The organism is Flavimobilis sp. BM9 (assembly GCF_058313055.1).
The window spans coordinates 18,655-36,923 of record NZ_JBZEMO010000001.1; the positions used below are offsets into that span (position 1 = coordinate 18,655).

Consider the following 18,269-nt stretch of genomic DNA (forward strand, 5'->3'; position numbering starts at 1 on the left):
TCTGGGCGACCGACTGAACCGAACGAGAGACACACCATGAGCACCAGCACCGTCCCCGCACACCTCACCGACCTCTTCTCCCTGGAGGGGCAGCTCGCCGTCGTGACAGGCGCGAGCCAGGGGATCGGTCTCGCGATCGCCACGATGCTCGCGCGAGCAGGCGCGGACGTCGTCGGCGTCTCGCACAACATGGAGCTGGGTGAGTCCGACGTCCGCACCGCGGTCGAGGGCGCGGGGCGCGAGCTCACCCCCATCCGCGCAGACTTCTCCGACCGCGACGCCGTCGCCGCTCTCGCCGCCCGGCTCGCCGACCTGCCTGTCGACATCCTCGTCAACAACGGCGGCACGATCCGCCGCACGCCCGCCGCGCAGCACTCCGACGAGGACTTCGACCACGTCATGGACGTCAACCTGCGCACCGCGTGGGTGCTGTCGCGCGAGATCGGACGGACCATGATCGAGCGCGGCAGCGGCAAGATCATCAACACCGCGTCGATGCTCTCGTTCCAGGGCGGTATCAACGTCCCGGGCTACACGTCGTCAAAGTCCGCGATCGCCGGCCTCACGAAGGCGCTCGCGAACGAGTGGGCGAGCAAGGGCCTCAACGTCAACGCCGTCGCCCCCGGCTACGTCGCGACCGCGAACACCCAGCAGCTGCGCGACGACGCGGACCGCTCCGAGGCGATCCTCGACCGCATCCCCGCAGGACGCTGGGCCCAGGCCGACGACATCGCGGGCGCCGTCCTGTTCCTCGCCTCCCGCGCGGCGTCGTACGTCAACGGGGCGATCCTGCCCGTCGACGGTGGCTGGCTCGCCCGCTGACCGTCTGCCCACCCCAGCCTCGACGCACCGGGAGAATCACCGTGCAGATCACCACCACCGAGTGCGACCACGACTCGTTCGCCCCCGAGCAGGGCGTCGCTGACGCGGCGGGCGCGACGCTGACGATCCGTCAGGCGTTCGACGACGACGCGATCGTCGCGGCGTGCGCGGACGCCGACGGCATCCTCGTCCAGTACGCACAGATCACAGGCAAGCTGATGGACCGGCTGCCGCGGCTGCGCGTCATCGGCCGCTACGGCGTCGGCGTCGACTCGGTCGACGTCCCCGCAGCCAGCGCACGCGGCATCGCCGTTTGCAACGTCCCCGACTACGGCACCGAGTCCGTGTCCGACCATGCGATCGGGCTCACGCTCGCCGTCGCGCGGGGCATCCCGCGGCTCGACCGTGGCCTCCGGGCGGGAGCGTTCGACCTGCCTGCCGTCCGACCGCTCTACCAGACGCGCGCCCGCGTGTTCGGGGTGCTCGGCCTCGGCCTCATCGGCACGGCGACCGCCCGCAAGGCGGCCGGCCTCGGCTACGAGGTGATCGGGTACGACGCCGCGGCGCCCGACGGCGCGACCGAGTTCCGCGGCGTGACGCACGTGAGCCTCGACGAGCTGCTCGAGCGGTGCCAGGTGCTGTCCGTGCACACGCCGCTGACGGACGAGACGCGCGGCATGATCGGTGCCGCACAGCTCGACCGGATGCGCAGCGACGCCATCATCGTCAACACCGCGCGTGGCGGCGTGATCGACACCGACGCCCTCGTCGACGCGCTGCGCGCCGGAGCGCTCGGCGGTGCGGGCATCGACTGCCACGAGACCGAACCCCTGCCTGCCGACCACCCGCTCACCACGTTCGACAACGTCGTCCTCACGCCGCACCTCGCCTGGTACACCGAGGAGTCGTACGACGAGCTCAAGCGCCGCACGATCGAGAACGTCGTCGACGTCTGCTCCGGCCGCGCTCCGCGCAACATCGTCAACCCCGAGGTGCTCGGGGCCCCTGGGCGCAACGTCTCGTGCGCCCCCGCACGCGAAGGAGCGCAGCGATGACCACCATGAAGGCAGCCGTGTGGACCGCCACGGACACGGCGGAGATCCAGGAGATCCCGCTCCCCGAGGTCCCCGACGGCTGGGCGCTCGTCCGGGTCGCGTACAACGGGATCTGCGGGACCGACCTGTCGATCTACCACGGCAAGCACCCGCGCGCGCAGCACGGGCTCGTCCCCGGTCACGAGATGTCCGGCTGGATCGAGCAGCCGGGCGACAGCGGGCTCGACGTCGGGCAGCTCGTCGTCGTCGAGCCGCTCATCTCGTGCGGCGGGTGCAGAGCGTGCACGACGGGCAGCGCGCACGTGTGCAACGCCCTCGGCCTGTTCGGCATCGACGCCCCGGGGGGCATGGCGCCGTACGTCGCGCTCCCGCCGCGCGTGCTGCACGCAGTGCCCTCGAGCGTCGACCCGCGCACCGCCGCGCTCGCAGAGCCGCTCGCCGTCGCCGTCCACGCCGTCGAGCTGTCCGGCATGGAGCGCGGAGACACGGTCGCCGTGTTCGGCGCCGGACCGATCGGTCTGCTCACCGCGCTCGTCGCCCGCCACGCGGGCGCCGGCCGCGTCGTCGTGACCGAGCCGAGCGCCTGGCGCCGGTCCGTCGCCGACGAGATGGGGTTCGACGTCGTCCCCGACGGCGTGACCATGACCGAGCACCTCGCGCGGCTCACCGGCGGGGAGGGGGCCGACACGACGTTCGACTCGGCAGCGCACCCGTCCGTCGCAGCCGAGCTCGCCGCCGCGACGCGCGTCCTCGGTCGCATCGTCATCGTCGGCGTCTACAAGCAGCCGACCCCGGTCGACCTGCAGGCGATCTGCTTCAAGGAGCAGTCGCTCCAGGGCGTGCGCGTCTACACGACGGCCGACGTCGTCCGCGCGATCGAGCTCATCGCGTCCGGCGAGCTCGGGCTCGAGACCTTCCCGACCCGCGCCTACCCGCTCGACCAGGTGACCGAGGCGTTCGACGCCGCGACCACCGGCGCTGACGCCCTCAAGGTCCTTGTCACCCCCCTCCCGGACGGAGCAGACGCATGAGCACCCCCAACCCGGCGTTCGACCTGACGGGACGCACCGCCGTCGTCACCGGCGGCGGACGCGGTCTCGGCCTCGGGATGTCCCAGGCCCTCCTCGACGCAGGAGCCGACGTCGTCGTCCTCGCACGCGGCGGCGTGCCAGCCGAGCTCGAGGCGTACGCGGCCGAGCGCGGCCGCAAGGTCTCGTTCTACCGCGTCGACCTCGCCGACGCCGCGTCGATCGACCAGGTCGCCGCCGAGGTCCTCGCCGCGCACACGGTCGACATCCTCGTGAACAACGCCGGGACCCAGGACCGCTACCCCGCGGCCGAGTTCCCCCTCGACGCGTGGGACGCCGTCCTCGACGTCAACCTGCGCGCCGTCTTCCAGCTCTGCCAGCTCTTCGGGCGGCCCATGCTCGAGCGCGGCGAGGGCAAGATCATCAACGCCGCCTCCCTGCTCACCTTCCAGGGTGGGCTCAACGTCGCGGCGTATGCGGCGTCGAAGGGCGCGGTCGGGCAGCTCACCAAGGCGCTGTGCAACGAGTGGTCGGGCAAGGGCGTGAACGTCAACGCCGTCGCCCCCGGCTACATGGCGACCGACATGAACGAGGCGCTCCTCGCCGACCCGGTGCGTCTCGAACAGCTCTCCGTGCGGATCCCCGCCGGCCGGTGGGGCACGCCCGAGGACATGGGTGGCGTCGTCGTGTTCCTCGCGAGCCCGGCCGCGCGCTACGTCCACGGGCAGGTCATCGCCGTCGACGGCGGCTGGATGGCGCGCTAGCTCCCGGCTCAGCGCCCGCCTCAGCGCTTGGCGACCGTCAGCAGGAACGTCGAGTCATCGAGCGCCTCGACCGCGTGCCGCTCCGCCGGGACGACGAGCAGCGCGCCCGTGGCGCCCTCCCACGACGCGCTCGCGGCGACGAGCACGACGCGGCCCGACAGTACCTGGACGGTCGCCTCGCCGGGGCTGTCGTGCTCGTCGAGCCGCGCACCGGCGCGCAGGGCGACGATCGTCTGGCGCAGCACGTGCTCGTGACCGCCGTAGACCGTCTGCGCCGCGCGGCCGCTGCTCGCGGCCCGTGCGGCGTCGAGCTGCTGGCGGCCGATCGCGACGAGCGAGAACTTCTCCATGCGCCCACTGTGCCACCCGCGCGCCAGCATCACCTGACGGCGGTCAGACCGTGCCGTGGACCGCGAGCGGCTCGATCGCCGCGAGCTCGTCGGCCGTCAACGGAGGCGCCTCGAGCGCCGCGACGTTGTTCTCGAGCTGGGCGACGCTGCTCGCACCGATGAGTGCCGAGGTCACGCGAGCGTCGCGCAGCACCCAGCTCAGCGCCAGCTGCGCGAGACTCTGTCCGCGCCCCGCCGCGATCTCGGCGAGGCCTCGCGCCCGCTCGAGGTACGACGGCGAGATGCGCTCCGGCTTGAGGAAGTGCCCGACGGCGGCACGCGAGCCCGCAGGAACCTCACCCGTGAGGTAGCGGTCCGTGAGCAGCCCTTGGTGCAGCGGCGAGAACACGATCATGCCGATGCCCAGGTCGCCGACCGTGTCGAGGAGCGACTCGCCCGTCGGCGCGGGGGCGAACCGCGCGCCGTCCGCGACGGCGTCCGCGTCGGCTGTCGACGCGGCGTCGGGCAGCTCGACGTGCCGGTTGAACATCGAGTAGCTCGGCTGGTGGATGAGCAACGGCGTGCCGAGCTCGGCGAGGACGCGCTGCGCCTCGCGCGTCTGCGCGGGCGTGTAGTTCGAGATGCCGGCGTAGAGCGCGCGTCCGCTCGTCACGGCGGTGTGCAGGGCGCCCATCGTCTCCTCGATCGGCACCGACGGGTCGGGGCGGTGGGAGTAGAAGATGTCGACGTAGTCGAGGCCCATGCGGGTCAGGGACTGGTCGAGCGAGGACAGCAGGTACTTGCGGCTGCCGCCGTCGCCGTACGGGCCGGGCCACATGTCGTAGCCGGCCTTCGAGGAGATGACCATCTCGTCGCGGAACGGGCGCAGGTCGGCGGCCATGTGCCGGCCGAAGTTCTCCTCGGCGGAGCCGTACGGCGGGCCGTAGTTGTTCGCGAGATCGAAGTGCGTGATGCCCAGGTCGAACGCGCGACGCAGGATCGCACGCTGCTCGTCGAACGGCTTGGTGTCCCCGAAGTTGTGCCACAGCCCGAGGGAGAGGGCAGGCAGGTCGAGCCCGGAGCGGCCGCACCGCCGGAAGGTGGCGTTCGCGTAGCGGGAGGAGTCGGGGGTGTAGGACGGCGTCGTCATCTGTCCAGGCTACGGCCCGTGGGGGGCCGACGGCGTCAGCGCGACTCGGAGAACACCAGGTGGCGGTACGCGAAGTAGCGGAACACGTTCGCGAGCGCGAGGCCGACGCCGTTCGCTGCGATGTTCTCCGCGAGGGGCGACGTCAGGCCGAGGATGTCCGTCGCGACGACGAGGCACAGCAGGGAGATCGCCATGCCGAGGCCGTTGACGACGAGGAAGCTGAGCGCCTCGCGTGCAGGCTGGTCGGTGCGGCGGTCCGCGAACGTCCAGTGCCGCGACCCGAGCCACGAGACGGCGGTCGCGAGCACGACGGCGATGACCTTGGCCCACAGGGCGGACGCGTGCGGGGCGTCACCAGGGCCGAAGCGCAGGAGGTTGTAGACGCCAAGGTCCACGAAGAAGGCGATCGTCCCGACAGCGCCGAAACGCGCGATCTCGGCCAGGCGGGCGACGATCGCGGCGCCCCGAGCGGGGAGGAGGGACGTGGCTACCGATGCCTCGGACGGGTCGAGAACCGAGGGGGCGAGAGCAGACGTCACATGAATTTCTACCACACGACGAGCGCCCCCGAGGGAACGGTTGCGTCACACCCGTGGGACGATGGCAGGCGTGCCCGTCATCGCCTTCTTCGAGCCCCGCATCCCGCAGAACACCGGCAACGCGATCCGCCTGTCCGCGGTGACCGGCGCGCCGCTCCACCTGATCGAACCGCTCGGCTTCGACCTCTCTGAGCCCAAGCTCCGCCGTGCAGGGCTGGACTATCACGACCTCGCGAACGTCGTCGTCCACCCGGACCTCGACGCGGCCGTCGCCGCGTGGGGCGACGCGCGGGTCCTCGCCTTCACGACGCACGCGACCCAGCGCTTCACCGACGTCGAGTACCGGGACGACGACGTGCTGCTCTTCGGCCCCGAGCCCACCGGCCTGCCGGACGAGGTGCTCGCGCACCCGGCGATCGGCGCGCAGCTGCGCATCCCGATGCTCCCGCAGCGCCGCTCCCTCAACCTGACCAGCTCGGCATCCATTGCGATCTACGAGGCGTGGCGCCAGGCCGGCTTCCCCGGGGGCGAGTGATGACGACGCTCCTGCTCGTGCGGCACGGTCAGACCGTGTGGCACGAGGGCAACCGGTATGCGGGTTCGTCGGACGTGCCGCTGACCGACGTCGGGCACGAGCAGGCGCAGGCCCTCGCCCGGTGGGCGGCCTCCGCCCGGCTCGACGCCGTGTGGTCGTCGACGTTGCAGCGCGCGATCGACACGGCTGCGCCCGCGGCCGAGGCCGCGGGACTCGAGCTGCGCACGGACGCACGCCTCGTCGAGGTCGCGTTCGGCAAGGGCGAAGGGCTCACGCGCAGCGAGATGGGCGTCGTGTTCCCGGACGCGGTCGACGCCTTCTTGCGGTCCCCGGCATCGGTGCCGCTGCCCGGTGGGGAGCGCGGCTACGACGCGATCGCCCGCGCCGCTGCGGCGTTCCGTGAGATCTGCGCGCAGCAGCCCGACGGACGGGTGCTCGTCGTCGCGCACTCCACGCTGCTGCGGCTCGTGCTGTGCGCGCTGCTCGGGATCGACCCGGAGTCCTACCGGCAGGTGTTCCCCAACCTGCGGAACGCGACGGTGACCACGCTCGACCTCGCGGACGACGGCGCGGCCGCGCTCGACTCGTACAACGTCCCGATCCCGGCCTGACGGTCGCGGCCGGACGGTCCCTCGCCGTGCGCGCCGAAGTAGGAAGTTCCGCGCGGGGTAGGGGCGTGCCGGGGCCTACGTCGCGTGGGAGGGGCTATCTCGCGGGGGAGGGCCTACCTCGCGCTCAGGCCTGGCTGGGCTCGAGGGGGCCGCGGACGATCGAGTCGCCCGAGTGCGCCGGGTCGCCGTCGAAGTGCTCCTCGGAGACGTCGACGAGCGAGTACTTCTCGAGGTCGAGGCCCGACGGGATGTCGAAACGCCCCTCCTGCCCCTGCAGCACGCCAAGGCTCACGAGCCCGGAGAGGTCGGAAGCGATGAGCCACACCTCGCGGTAGCCGTCGGCGCTCGTCGGCGCGTTGAGGTCGACGACGACCTGGCGGTGACCGTCGACCTCCTTGACGCGCGCCTCTCCGCGCGCGTCGGGCCAGTCGGGGAGCGCGACGAGGGTTGCGCTCGCGATCGGGGCCTCTTGGGGCTCGGACCCGCGTCGCTCCCAGAGGATGCCGCCGGTCACTCCGACGACGAGTGCTGCGCACGCTGCGACGAGCATCTGCACGCGTCCGCCGCGCGACGACCCACGACGTCGCGACGACAGATCCGTGACGGTCGCCCGGGTCTCGTCGGCGCGCTCGTCAGGCTGCAGACCGTCCTCGGCGTCTCCCGCCGGAGGGACGACCGGCACGACGGGCGGGACGCTCGCGGCGTGCAGGTCGACGACGGGGACGGGCGCGTCCGCGGGGACGGGCGTACCGGGGAAGGACTGGACGCCCGCAGGGCCCGCGTCGGGCGACGACCCGCTGCCCGAGGTACCGCCCTCGCCACCGAGACCGAGCTCGGCGCTGACGCGGTCCCACACCTCGGGCGCGGCGGGGACGAGCGCGTCCTCGGGCGTGACGGAGCGTCCGGTCGCGACGACGGAGGAAAGCTCGGCGAGCTCCGCACGGCAGTGCTCGCACACGGCGAGGTGCTCACGCTCGGAGGCGCTCGCGGCGTCCTCTCCGAGCGCGACGAGCGCGAGGACGTCAGGATCGACGTGCTGCACCGTCCACCTCCAGTCGTGTGCGCAATCGGGTCAGGCCGCGCCTGACGTGACTCTTCACCGTACCGAGCGGCAGGGCCAGCTCCTTGGCGATCTCTGTGTGCGTCAGCTCGCGGAAGAAGGCGAGCCGAAGGATGGTGCCGGCGGGGTCGCCGAGCCGGTCGAGCTCGTCGGCGACGAGCACGCGGTCCGCGACGCGGTCCGCGGCGGACTCCTCGGTCCCGGCGACGTCCGGGGCCAGCACGACGGCGGCAGTCTCGGATTTCCGCGACCGTGTCCGGGCCTCGTGGGCGTCTGCGACCTTGTTGCGGCAGATCGCCATGAGCCACGTCGAGAGCTTGGCGCGGTCGGGGTCGAAGCCCTGCCGCCCGCGCCACGCTGCGACGAACACCGCCTGGGTGACGTCCTCGGCGTCGCTGCGGTTGCCGAGCGACCGCATCGCGACCGTGTGCACGAGGGCTGACCAGCGCTCGTACGCCTCGCGCAGTGCGCTCTCGTCACCGCCGGCGAAGGCTGCGCCGAGCGCCCGGAGGGCGTCGTCGTCAGCGCGCGCGGTGACGGTCACGTGCTCTCCTCTGCGCGTGGGCGGTGGTGCGGTCGTCAGTGCGGTCATGGTGCGGGTACGGCGGTGACGATCACGTTGTCCACATAGTGTCCGGTGCTGCGGTCGAACCTGCCACCGCACGTGACCAGGGTAAGGCGCCTGTCACCTGCACGGTCGAAGACCTGCTCGAGCGGCACGTCGGTCTTCGCGATGCGCTCGATGTCGGTGACCGTGTATGTGAAGGTCTGCCCGTCGTCGTCGGTCACGGTGACGCGGGTGCCCTCGTCGATGTCGACGAGGCGGGAGAACTGCCCGAGGCCAGCGAGGGTGTCGACGTGCGCCGCGACGACGACCGCACCCGCGCTGTCCGCAGGGGCGGGGCCGTAGCGGTACCAGCCGGCGCGGTCCCCGTCCTCGGGGATCGTCATGGTCCCGTCAGGCTCGACGCCCACGGCGTCGACCGCCATCGCGATGTCGAGGTCCTCGATCGTGAGCGTCGCCGGTGCCGGTGGGGCGGCGTCGGGGACGCCGATCGCAAAGGCCACCGGGACGTCCGGGACGACGACGGGAGCGGCCGGCTCCGCGGCCGACGCCGTCGGGGAGACAGCCGACGGCGTCGGGGCCGGGACGTCGGTCACCGTGCCGCCCGAGCAGGCGGCGAGCGCGAGCGACGTGGCGACGACGACTGCGGCAGCCCGGGACCGCGCACGGCCCCGAGCCCCCGCGGGCCGAGCGCCCCGCGCCGCTCCGAGGAGCGGGCGGGACGCCGGCCGGGGTGCACCGTGGGCCGTGAGCGAGAGGAGAGCTCGTCCGGTCGGGTGCATGGTCGTCCGTCCGGTCAGCGCTGGGCGCGGGCGGTCGCGACGGAGGAGCGGCGCACGAGCGCAGCCCCGCCGGCGGCGAGGAGGAGCAGACCGCCGCCGACGGCGAGCGGGCTGACACCCGAGTCGGACTCGGCCGCGAGACCGGTCATGCCGGCCTGGACGCCCGACGGCGTCGAGTGCAGGCCGTCGATCGTCTGGGTCGCGAGCGCGAGCGAGTCGCCCTCGAGGCTGCCCCACGCGTACACGATCGTGTTGGTGCCCTCGGCGACCTCGACGTCGGCCGGGCCGAGCACGGGCTCGGTCGTGCCAGCGGCGGCGACCGCGGCGGGGACCGTGCCGGCCGGGAGGTCGAGGACCTCCTCCTTGCCGTTCGCGAGGTCGGAGATCACGGCGTCGCCGCCTGCGAGGATGTCGACCGCCGGGGCGGCAGCGACGTGGCGGACGGTGAGGCGGCCCTCGCCGGCCTCGGTCTTCGAGGTGTCGTTCGTGAAGAGCGAGGCCGTCGGGTTGCCCTCGGCGTCGAGGTGAGCGGCCGCGGTGTAGCTCTTGCCGGCGTCGAGCGTGAGGTCGACGGGGCCGATCGCCGGGTCGCTCGCGTCGGTCGCGTCCGCGGCGGTGATCGCGACGGAGTACGTGCCGGCAGGGAGCTCGAGCGGGCCGGCGAGGTCGCCGGGCTTGAAGTCGTCGAGGGTGAGCTCGTCGTTGACCCACACATCGACGGTGAGGTCGGGGACGCCGTGCAGGACGGACAGGGTCGCGTCGCCGTCAGCGGCCTGGGCGGGGACGGCGCCGAGGGTGACCAGTGCTGCGGCTGCGCCGGTGGCGAGGAATGCTGCGCGCTTCGTGATTCGCATGATTGCTCCTGAGGTGCGTGCCGGGTCGTGGTCGACCCGTCGGGTGTGATGGACACCCACTACTTCCGGCGGAGGGGTCCGCGCGGATGCACCTGGAGGCAAGAAAGTTCGACGAGATTCTCGATCGGCGTGTCTGTGCAGGTCAGACGCGTCGATCTAGGGGGAGTTCGAGTTCCTCGGGAAGGTCCGTGTGGTGCGCAACGTGCCAACGCCTGACTCAGGGGTCGAGCACGCTGAGGATCTTGTCGCACCAGGCCGCGAGCGCGTCTGCCGAGGTGAGAACCACGGGCGTCAGCAGGGCGTCGTCGACCTGCGCGACGAGAGCGATCTCGCGCGCCCAGGCGCCAGGGAGGTAGGTCGCGATCGTGCCGATCGTGTCGATGAGCGTGCGGGGCGCGATGCGGGCATCGCGAGCGATCGAGCGCCAGTGGAGCTGGTCGACGTCACCGAAGCGCTCGTTGCCGCTGACCCTCATCGGCATCTTCATCCCCGACATCGGCTCCCGCGCCTTGCCGAAGAACGGCGCTGTGTAGGGCGCGAAGGACGACAGGTCGTACAGAGGCGCGAGGGCGCCGCCGGGGCCGACGTACACCGAGTAGTTCTTCGCGTGCGCATCCGTCCCCCCAGCCACCCAGTTGAACGCCAGCGCGAGGGCGAACCTCTCCTTCGCGGCGGCTCGGTTGCCTGCGGGTAGCAGGTCGAGCGCCTTGAAGATGTCGGTGACGCCTGGCCCACCCTGGTGCTCGTACTTGCGCAGGGACGACAGGCCGAGCATCTGGCACATGTCCTCGGCGTGCACACGTGCGACGACCTCGCCGTCGACCGCGCGGTCGAAGCGCTCGACGACCAGGGCGTGCTGGTCCTCGAAGCGCTCGATGCTCACGGGGGCGACGACGCCGAGCATCACGCCGGCGACGCGCATGGTCAGGTACTCGATCACGTCGGAGGACTCGAGCCCGTCGACGCCGGTCTTGAAGATGTGGGTCGACGGGTGGATACCGGTCGGGTCCGCCCAGCCGTCATCGTGGCGGGCGAGGGCGAACTTCGACTGGGCGCCGCCGAGCGAGAATCGTCCCGGACTGTCGGACGGCACCCAGCTGCTCGAGCGGGCTCGGAGGATGCGGACTCGTTCGGCGATCGCCGCCTCGTCCGTCGGCTCGAGGGACCCTGCCTCGGAGGGGTCGGTGCCGTGCGGGAAGAACGACGCGGCTCCCGCGCAGTCGGCGCCGACGTGCCACAGGAGGTCGAACGGCTCGTCGGACTCTGCGCCGTGCATGCGTGCCCACTCGCGCTTCACCTCGCCGTTGTCGGGCATGAGGTTGTCGAGGTAGTTGGCGACGCGGGCACCCTTGTGCCGGCGGGTGGTCATCGGGAGCGAGTAGGACAGCGGGTAGTCCGGGTAGGCGTCCACGTACTCGCGCTCGTAGTCGAGGACGAGCCCGGTCGTGGTCTTGGTGATGACACCGGCGTGCCTGCCGTGCAGGTAGACGTCGAGCCGCGGCCGCTCGCTCACTGCTCTGGGTCCGAGGTCGTGGACGGCTTGGCTTGGCGGGCCTCGATTGCGCGGACTCGCAAGGCCTGCTCTTCGATGAGCCTCTGTGTGGGGCGCGGCAACACCACTGAACGCATCCAGTCGAGAGCGGTGGCGGCGGGCGGGATGCTCGGCACCTGGTTCGTGCTCGCGCCCGAGCGGACGTCGATGTCGAGGTCGAGCGCTGTGAGCGCCGCCAGGACGAGGCCGACACGAGGGTTGAGGGTGCCGGACTCGAATTGGCTGACCCACTGGCGTGTGGTGCCGATGCGCTCGGCGAGCTCTGCCTGGGTGAGGCCCTGGTCCTGACGCTCCTGGCGTACGAGCGCCCCGAGATCCCCGGTCGTGCTGACACGCATGGAAGCCTCCTGTCACGTTTCCCTGACACTATCGTCAATGTCATGAGAAAGCGACATCTAGTGTCGCTCAAACATGTCACTGGAGCGTATGTCAGGGAAACGTGACGCCGGCTCGTGAGGGAGCGATCAGCGGTCGACGCGGGCTGATCCGCCGCCGGCGAGCTTGAGCACCTCGGCCTTCGTGACCATGGTCGTGTCGCCCGGGGTGGTCATGGCGAGGGCGCCGTGTGCTGCGCCGTACTCGACGGCGGTCTGCAGGGGCTGGCCCTCGAGCATGCCGTAGATGAGGCCCGACGCGAACGAGTCGCCGCCGCCGACGCGGTCGAAGATCTCGAGGTGCTCGCGCATGGTGGCGTGGACGATGCCCGTGTCACGGGACCAGGCGAGCGCGCCCCAGTCGTTGTCGGACGCCGAGTGGACGGTGCGCAGGGTGTTGCCGACGACCTTGAAGTTCGGGAAGGCGGCAGCAGCGGTCTCGACCATCCTCGCGAACGAGTCGACCTCGATCTCGGAGATGTTCTCGTCGACGCCGTCGATCTCGAAGCCGAGCGAGGCCGTGAAGTCCTCCTCGTTGCCGATCATGACGTCGATGTGCTGAGCGATCTCATGGTTGACCTCGCGCGCCTTGTCGATCCCGCCGATGGACCTCCACAGCGACGGCCGGTAGTTGAGGTCGTAGGAGACGACGGTGCCGTGCTTCTTCGCTGCCGTGACGGCGGCGATGACGGTCTGCGCAGACGTCTCGGAGAGCGCGGCGTAGATGCCGCCGGTGTGGAGCCATCGCACACCGAGCGCACCGAAGAGGTGGTCCCAGTCGACGTCGTCGGGGCCGAGCTGGCTCGCGGCCGTGAGGCCGCGGTCGGAGACTCCGACGGCGCCGCGCACGCCGAAGCCGCGCTCGGTGAAGTTCAGCCCGTTGCGGACGGTGCGGCCGATGCCGTCGTAGTCGCGCCACTGGATGAGCTGCGTGTCGACGCCACCCTGGAGGATGAGGTCTTCGACGAGGCGGCCCACCTCGTTGTCGGCGAGGGCGGTGACGACGGCGGTGCGCAGGCCGAAGGCGCGGCGCAGGCCACGGGTGACGTTGTACTCGCCGCCGCCCTCCCAGGCGGCGAACTGGCGGGTGGTGCGGATGCGGCCGGCGCCCGGGTCGAGGCGGAGCATGACCTCGCCGAGTGACACGGCGTCGTAGCGGCACTCGGAGGCGGGGCGCAGGTTGAGCGCGGCGATCTCGGCGGGGATCTGGGACATCGTCGTCTTCTCCATGGTGTGGGGCAGGTTCGTGTGCGGGGGCGGTTCAGCGGGCGGCGAGCGCGACGGCCTCGGCGGTGAGGCGCGTGATCTCGGCGAAGTCGCCGCTGTTGACGAGGTTCTTGGGGACCATCCAGGAGCCGCCGACGGCGGCGACGGCGGGGATGGCGAGGTACTCGTGGAGGTTGGTGGGGCCGACGCCGCCGGTGGGGACGAAGGAGACGCCGCCGAAGGGCGCGGCGAGGGCCTTGATGGCGGGGGCGCCGCCGGACGTGCCGGCGGGGAAGAACTTGACGGTCGTCAGACCGAGCTCGAGGGCGGCCTGGATCTCGGTCGCGGTGACAGCGCCGGGCAGGACGAGGATGCCGTGCTCCTGGCAGCGCTCGACGACGGCGCGGGAGAGCCCGGGGGAGACGACGTAGCTCGCGCCTGCGGCGACGGCGAGGTCGACCTGGTCGGTGGTCAGGACTGTTCCGGCGCCGAGGATCATGTCGCCACGGGCGGCCATCGCACGGATCGAGTCGGCTGCGGCGGCGGTGCGGAAGGTGACCTCGGCGACCGGTAGGCCGCCGGCGGCGAGCGCCGCGGCGAGCGGGTCGGCGTGGGCGGCGTCGTCGAGCACGACGACGGGCACGAGCCGTGCTGCGGAGAGCTGGTCGAGGGTCTGCTGGGGCTGAGGGCTCATGGCGGGTCCGTCCTGTCGGTCTCGGGCGGGCCGCCTCATCGCAGCCGTTTCGCTACCCGAAACGCTCATGTCGCTGAACGGAACAAGCATCGCATGCGGCGGATGGCCGCACAAGCGTCAGGCTGCGCCGAGACCCAGCCCGCCGGGAAGCAGGTCTGGCAGCGTCGAGCGGATGAGCGAGTGCAGCTCGCAGACCCGCTCGGGCGACATCCGTTCCGCCGGCGCCGTGATGCTCACGGCCGCGACCGGCTGCCCGCCGCGGACGAGCGCGACCGCGACGCACGAGATGTCAGGCTCGTTCTCCCGCTCCTCGACGGCGTACCCGCGCTCGCGAGCCGCCTCGATCGCGTGCCATGCCCGCTCCTCGACACCGTCCGCGAGATCCGCCGTGTACCCGCGCAGCGACGCGCGGTCCGTCCCGCGGGCTGCGAGCAGGGCGCGCCCGAGCGCCGTCGTCGCGGCCGGGTTGCGCCGGCCGATCGCGGAGTAGACACGCACCGACCGCTCCGGCTCGACCTTGTCGAGGTACACGATGTGCGTCCCGCTCAGCACGCCGAGGTGAACGAGCTCGCCGCTCGCCGCCGACAGTGCGAGGAGCGCGGGGTGCAGGAGCGCCGGGAGGTTGTCCTCGGAGAGGAAGCGGTCGCCGAGCGCGACGGCAGCCGTGCCGAGGAGGTAGGCGCCCGTGACGGGGTCCTGGCTCGCGAAGCCGCGGAACCTCAGCGCCGCGAGAGAGCGGTGCACGGTCGTCTTGTTGAGGCCCAGCTCGGCCGCGAGATCGGCGAGCTGGACGCCCTGGGCGCCCCCGCGGGCGAGCGCCTCGAGCACGACGAGGGCGCGGTCGATCGCCTCCACAGGTGACGAGGATGTGGCCGCGGGCGGCGTAGTCTCAGGTGCGGTCATCGGGCGTCCTCGGTATCGGGGAGGGGGCTGAACGTTCCGACGCCGCGGTCGGCGTCGTACGCGGCGGGGTTGAGCAGGTTGCGCGGGCGGCGCCCGTGCGCGACGTCGACGAGCGACTCGAACGCCGAGTCGGTGACGCCACGCACGAAGTCCTCGGTCCAGCACAGCGCGTGCGGCGTGACGATCACCTGGTCCATCGACAGGAGCGGCTCGTCCGCCGCGGGCGGCTCCTCCTCGAGGACGTCGAGAGCGGCCCCGGCGATCTGGCCCGCGTCGAGCGCCGCCGTGAGCGCCGCCTGGTCGACGAGCGGGCCGCGTCCCACGTTCACGAGGTACGACGTCGGGCGCATGCGGGCGAGGAACGTCGCGTCGACGAGGTGGAACGAGCCGGGGTTGAGCGACGCCGTCAGCACGACGTAGTCGGACCCGGCCGCGAGCCGCTCGAGCGGCACGAGGTCGACGCCGAGCCGGGCCGCAGGCTCGCGTGCGCTGTCGCGGTCGACCGTCACGAGGTGCGCGCCGAGCGGTGCGAGGAGCCCGGCGAGGTCCTGGCCCACGCTGCCGAAACCGACGATGCCGACCGTGCGGCCGGCCACCCCGCGTCCGATGTGCTGCCCACGGTCCTCCCAGCGGCCGCTCGACGCGAGCCGCTGGTTCGCCACAAGCTCGTGGCTCAGCGCGAGCACGAGCGTGAGCGCGGACAGGGCGAGGGGGCGCCGGACGCCGTCAGGCGCGTTGGTGAGCACCACGCCCTCGGTGGCGAGCTCGGCGGGGTCGATCCCGTCGTAGCCGGCGCCGAAGCGGGCGACGTGCTTGAGGCGAGGGCAGGCGGCGACGAGCTCGCGGGAGAACGGCCAGTGGCCGAACGACAGGATCGCGTCGAACCCGTCGAGGTCCTCGGGCGTCAGCGCGTGGCCGTCGACGGGGCGCATCGTGCGCCACGTGAGGCCTGCGGCCTCGAGGCGCTCGAGGCCGATGTCCCCGAACACAGTTGTGCCGTCGGTGGCGACGTTGTCGGAGGTGAGCCCGACGACGTAGGGGCGGTGCGACTGGTCCATGACACTCCTTCGTGCGGTCACGCCCTCCCCGCACCGTGGAACAGGCGCTCCGGGCAGCGGAACGTTCTCAGCGTAGGGCATCGAATCGTCGGATCAATAGCGCGACAGTGCTCGCTTGAGAGGGCAAGCGAGGCCGCCATGGTCAAATTCATCAGATGACTGGTAGCGTGAGCCCGACCCGCCCCCTCAACGACGAAGGGCCACCCATGGCACGCATCACCAGCATCGAGATCGAGGACGTGCGCTTCCCGACGTCCCTCACCGCCGACGGCTCGGACGCCATGAACAAGGACGGCGACTACTCCGCCGCCTACGTCGTCCTGCGCACCGACGGCGTCGACGCGACCGGAGCCCCGCTCACCGGCCACGGCCTCACGTTCACCACCGGTCGTGGCAACGACATCGTCGCCGCGGCCGCCCGCCAGCAGGCCGAGCACCTCGTCGGACGCGACGTCGCCGAGATCGCCGCCGACCTCGGCGGCACCTACCGCTACCTCACCTCCGACGCGCAGATGCGCTGGCTCGGCCCCGAGAAGGGCGTCGTGCACCTGTCCCTCTCCGCAGTCATGAACGCCGTCTGGGACCTGGCCGGCCGCCTCGCGGGCAAGCCCGTCTGGCGCCTGCTCGCAGACATGACGCCCGAGCAGCTCGTCGACATCGCCGACCTGCGCTACCTGTCCGACGCGCTCACCCGCGACGAGGCGATCGCCCTCCTGCGCGCCCAGGAGGCCGGCAAGGCCGAGCGCATCGCCCACCTCGAGGAGGCCGGCTACCCCTGCTACACGACGTCGGCCGGCTGGCTCGGCTACTCCGACGAGAAGATGCGCCGACTGTGCGAGGAGGCCGTCGCCGAGGGATACCAGCACATCAAGCTCAAGTGCGGCCTCGACCTCGAGCACGACATCCGCCGTGCCCGTATCGCCCGCGAGGTGATCGGCCCCGACCGCGCGCTCATGATCGACGCCAACCAGGTGTGGGACGTCCAGGAGGCGATCGACTGGGTGAACGCCATGAAGGAGCTCGACCTCCTGTGGATCGAGGAACCGACGAGCCCCGACGACATCCTCGGTCACGCGGCCGTCAGGCGCGGCGTCGCACCGGTCGGCGTCGCGACGGGCGAGCACTGCCACAACCGCGTCATGTTCAAGCAGCTCTTCCAGGCCGACGCCATCGACTTCGTCCAGCTCGACGCCGGCCGGCTCGCGTCGATGAACGAGATCGTCGCGGTCATGCTGCTCGCCGCGAAGTTCGGTAAGCCGGTGTGCCCGCACGCAGGCGGCGTCGGGCTGTGCGAGATGGTCCAGCACGCGTCGATGCTCGACTACGTCGCCATCTCCGGCTCGATGGAAGGCCGCGTGACCGAGTTCGTCGACCACCTGCACGAGCACTTCACCGACCCCGTGGTGGTCCGCGACGCGTGCTACCGCCTGCCGAGCAAGCCCGGCTACTCGACCGAGATGTTCCCCGCGTCGGTCGCCGACTACCGCTTCCCGGACGGCGCGTACTGGCGCGAGCGGCACGAGAGCGCCGCACGTGCCGCGGTCGCCGCCGGGACCGCGGCCTCGTCCGTCGCCGAGCGGCTCGTCGACTGACCGGTCCGCCGACCGGCCGGACGACCCGACCCCCGGTGGCGCGCTCCCCCGAGGCGCGCCGCCGGTCCACACGAGGAGCCGCAGCATGGATACTCGCCCCATGTCCCGAACAGATCGCGTCGTCGACGCTGTCACGCAGATGATCCTCGACGGCGAGCTCGCCCCGGGGGCCCGGCTGCCCGTCGAGGCTGAGCTGGCAGAGCGCCTCGAGGTGTCGCGAGGGTCCCTGCGCGAGGGGGTGCGCGCGCTCGCGGTGCTCGGCATCCTCGAGTCGCGCCAAGGCGACGGCACCTACGTCACGAGCCTCGCCCCGAGCCTCCTGCTGCGCCCGGTCGGCCTGCTCGTCGAGCTGCAGGGGGCCGGTCAGGCGCGGCACACGCATGCCGTGCGCCGCATGCTCGAGGCCGAGGCGGCGGCAGGGGCTGCACGCAGGCCTGACGACGCGGCGTCCCGCGACGCCGCTCGTGCCGCGCTCGACCGCGCCGCAGCGGCGCTCGCAGGCCCGTCCGACGACGGGCACGACGCGTTCCTCGAGGCTGACGTCACATTCCACGCCGCGCTCGCGGCGTGGGCAGGCAACCCTGTGCTTGCCGCGCTCGTCGACGCTCTTGCTGGGCGCACGACGCCGCACCGCAGGTGGCGCGCGACGACGCTCCCCGACGCGGACGCCCGCGCTCATGAGTGGCACAGCCAGATCCTGACGGCCGTCGAGGACGGTCGTCAGGACGAGGCACGCACGCTCATGCAGGCGCACCTGCTCGAGGTCGAGCGTTCGCTGCCCTGACGACCGAGGCTG

21 protein-coding genes are annotated in these 18,269 nt (G+C 72.0%); 8 read left to right on the plus strand and 13 right to left on the minus strand.

Annotation, left to right across the window (positions count from 1 at the left end):
- Nucleotides 1–36: 36 nt before the first annotated feature.
- From AC4F3Q_RS00090 to AC4F3Q_RS00105, 4 genes are read left to right on the plus strand one after another with little or no spacing between them, the layout of a single operon-like run.
- Entirely contained in the window at nt 37–822 is a 786-nt protein-coding gene (locus AC4F3Q_RS00090; protein WP_491038241.1) for an SDR family oxidoreductase, read from the plus strand.
- A 41-nt stretch (nt 823–863) separates the two neighbouring features.
- On the plus strand, nt 864–1,877 hold the full coding sequence (locus tag AC4F3Q_RS00095) for a C-terminal binding protein (protein ID WP_491038242.1): 1,014 nt from the start codon (nt 864–866) through the stop codon (nt 1,875–1,877).
- Nucleotides 1,874–2,908: a zinc-dependent alcohol dehydrogenase gene (locus AC4F3Q_RS00100; protein ID WP_491038243.1), complete on the plus strand. Its 1,035-nt coding sequence runs from the start codon at nt 1,874–1,876 to the stop codon at nt 2,906–2,908. The genes AC4F3Q_RS00095 and AC4F3Q_RS00100 overlap by 4 nt, the downstream gene beginning before the upstream one ends.
- A complete protein-coding gene (locus AC4F3Q_RS00105; protein ID WP_491038244.1) occupies nt 2,905–3,669 on the plus strand; it encodes an SDR family oxidoreductase in 765 nt (254 codons plus the stop codon). The genes AC4F3Q_RS00100 and AC4F3Q_RS00105 overlap by 4 nt, the downstream gene beginning before the upstream one ends.
- A gap of 20 nt (nt 3,670–3,689) precedes the next feature.
- On the opposite strand, the gene AC4F3Q_RS00110 is transcribed toward AC4F3Q_RS00105, so the two are convergent.
- Genes AC4F3Q_RS00110 through AC4F3Q_RS00120 form a run of 3 tightly spaced genes read right to left on the minus strand, consistent with a single transcriptional unit; the run spans nt 3,690 to nt 5,687 of the window.
- Entirely contained in the window at nt 3,690–4,019 is a 330-nt protein-coding gene (locus tag AC4F3Q_RS00110) for a cupin domain-containing protein (RefSeq protein WP_491038245.1), read from the minus strand.
- 43 nt (nt 4,020–4,062) lie between these two features.
- The gene (locus AC4F3Q_RS00115) at nt 4,063–5,148 is read right to left on the minus strand and encodes an aldo/keto reductase (protein WP_491038246.1); all 1,086 of its coding nucleotides are present in this window, start codon (nt 5,146–5,148) and stop codon (nt 4,063–4,065) included.
- A 35-nt stretch (nt 5,149–5,183) separates the two neighbouring features.
- Complete coding sequence (locus AC4F3Q_RS00120) at nt 5,184–5,687, minus strand: GtrA family protein (protein WP_491038247.1); 504 nt, start codon at nt 5,685–5,687, stop codon at nt 5,184–5,186.
- Between the two features lie 61 nt (nt 5,688–5,748).
- On the opposite strand from AC4F3Q_RS00120, the gene AC4F3Q_RS00125 reads away from it, so the two are divergent.
- Together AC4F3Q_RS00125 and AC4F3Q_RS00130 are read left to right on the plus strand one after the other, a co-directional pair.
- Nucleotides 5,749–6,222: a tRNA (cytidine(34)-2'-O)-methyltransferase gene (locus AC4F3Q_RS00125; RefSeq protein WP_491038248.1), complete on the plus strand. Its 474-nt coding sequence runs from the start codon at nt 5,749–5,751 to the stop codon at nt 6,220–6,222.
- On the plus strand, nt 6,222–6,833 hold the full coding sequence (locus AC4F3Q_RS00130; protein ID WP_491038249.1) for a histidine phosphatase family protein: 612 nt from the start codon (nt 6,222–6,224) through the stop codon (nt 6,831–6,833). The genes AC4F3Q_RS00125 and AC4F3Q_RS00130 overlap by 1 nt, the downstream gene beginning before the upstream one ends.
- Nucleotides 6,834–6,957: 124 nt before the next feature.
- Here the strand turns inward: AC4F3Q_RS00130 and AC4F3Q_RS00135 are convergent, their stop codons facing one another.
- The 10 genes from AC4F3Q_RS00135 to AC4F3Q_RS00180 form a co-directional block, all read right to left on the minus strand.
- Nucleotides 6,958–7,875 carry an anti-sigma factor domain-containing protein gene (locus AC4F3Q_RS00135; protein WP_491038250.1) on the minus strand — a complete coding sequence of 306 codons (918 nt, stop codon included), beginning with the start codon at nt 7,873–7,875 and terminating at the stop codon, nt 6,958–6,960.
- Nucleotides 7,856–8,485: an RNA polymerase sigma factor gene (locus tag AC4F3Q_RS00140; RefSeq protein WP_491038251.1), complete on the minus strand. Its 630-nt coding sequence runs from the start codon at nt 8,483–8,485 to the stop codon at nt 7,856–7,858. The genes AC4F3Q_RS00135 and AC4F3Q_RS00140 overlap by 20 nt, the downstream gene beginning before the upstream one ends.
- The gene (locus tag AC4F3Q_RS00145) at nt 8,482–9,240 is read right to left on the minus strand and encodes a class F sortase (RefSeq protein ID WP_491038252.1); all 759 of its coding nucleotides are present in this window, start codon (nt 9,238–9,240) and stop codon (nt 8,482–8,484) included. The genes AC4F3Q_RS00140 and AC4F3Q_RS00145 overlap by 4 nt, the downstream gene beginning before the upstream one ends.
- A 14-nt stretch (nt 9,241–9,254) precedes the next feature.
- Entirely contained in the window at nt 9,255–10,094 is an 840-nt protein-coding gene (locus AC4F3Q_RS00150; protein ID WP_491038253.1) for a DUF4397 domain-containing protein, read from the minus strand.
- A gap of 217 nt (nt 10,095–10,311) precedes the next feature.
- A complete protein-coding gene (locus AC4F3Q_RS00155) occupies nt 10,312–11,607 on the minus strand; it encodes a type II toxin-antitoxin system HipA family toxin (RefSeq protein ID WP_491038254.1) in 1,296 nt (431 codons plus the stop codon).
- Complete coding sequence (locus tag AC4F3Q_RS00160; RefSeq protein WP_491038255.1) at nt 11,604–11,984, minus strand: helix-turn-helix domain-containing protein; 381 nt, start codon at nt 11,982–11,984, stop codon at nt 11,604–11,606. The genes AC4F3Q_RS00155 and AC4F3Q_RS00160 overlap by 4 nt, the downstream gene beginning before the upstream one ends.
- 126 nt (nt 11,985–12,110) lie before the next feature.
- On the minus strand, nt 12,111–13,235 hold the full coding sequence (locus AC4F3Q_RS00165; protein WP_491038256.1) for a sugar kinase: 1,125 nt from the start codon (nt 13,233–13,235) through the stop codon (nt 12,111–12,113).
- A 46-nt stretch (nt 13,236–13,281) separates the two neighbouring features.
- Nucleotides 13,282–13,920, minus strand: a complete 639-nt coding sequence (eda, locus tag AC4F3Q_RS00170) for a bifunctional 4-hydroxy-2-oxoglutarate aldolase/2-dehydro-3-deoxy-phosphogluconate aldolase (protein ID WP_491038257.1) — start codon at nt 13,918–13,920, stop codon at nt 13,282–13,284.
- 117 nt (nt 13,921–14,037) lie between these two features.
- Entirely contained in the window at nt 14,038–14,775 is a 738-nt protein-coding gene (locus AC4F3Q_RS00175) for an IclR family transcriptional regulator (RefSeq protein WP_491038258.1), read from the minus strand.
- Nucleotides 14,776–14,819: 44 nt separating this feature from the next.
- Nucleotides 14,820–15,881 (minus strand): 2-hydroxyacid dehydrogenase, encoded by a 1,062-nt coding sequence (locus AC4F3Q_RS00180; protein ID WP_491038259.1) that lies wholly within the window; start codon nt 15,879–15,881, stop codon nt 14,820–14,822.
- Between the two features lie 206 nt (nt 15,882–16,087).
- Here AC4F3Q_RS00180 and AC4F3Q_RS00185 point away from each other — a divergent pair, with 206 nt between their 5' ends.
- Both AC4F3Q_RS00185 and AC4F3Q_RS00190 read left to right on the plus strand, forming a co-directional pair.
- Entirely contained in the window at nt 16,088–17,473 is a 1,386-nt protein-coding gene (locus AC4F3Q_RS00185) for an L-fuconate dehydratase (RefSeq protein ID WP_491038260.1), read from the plus strand.
- Nucleotides 17,474–17,573: 100 nt separating this feature from the next.
- Entirely contained in the window at nt 17,574–18,257 is a 684-nt protein-coding gene (locus tag AC4F3Q_RS00190; protein WP_491038261.1) for a FadR/GntR family transcriptional regulator, read from the plus strand.
- Nucleotides 18,258–18,269: the final 12 nt, after the last annotated feature.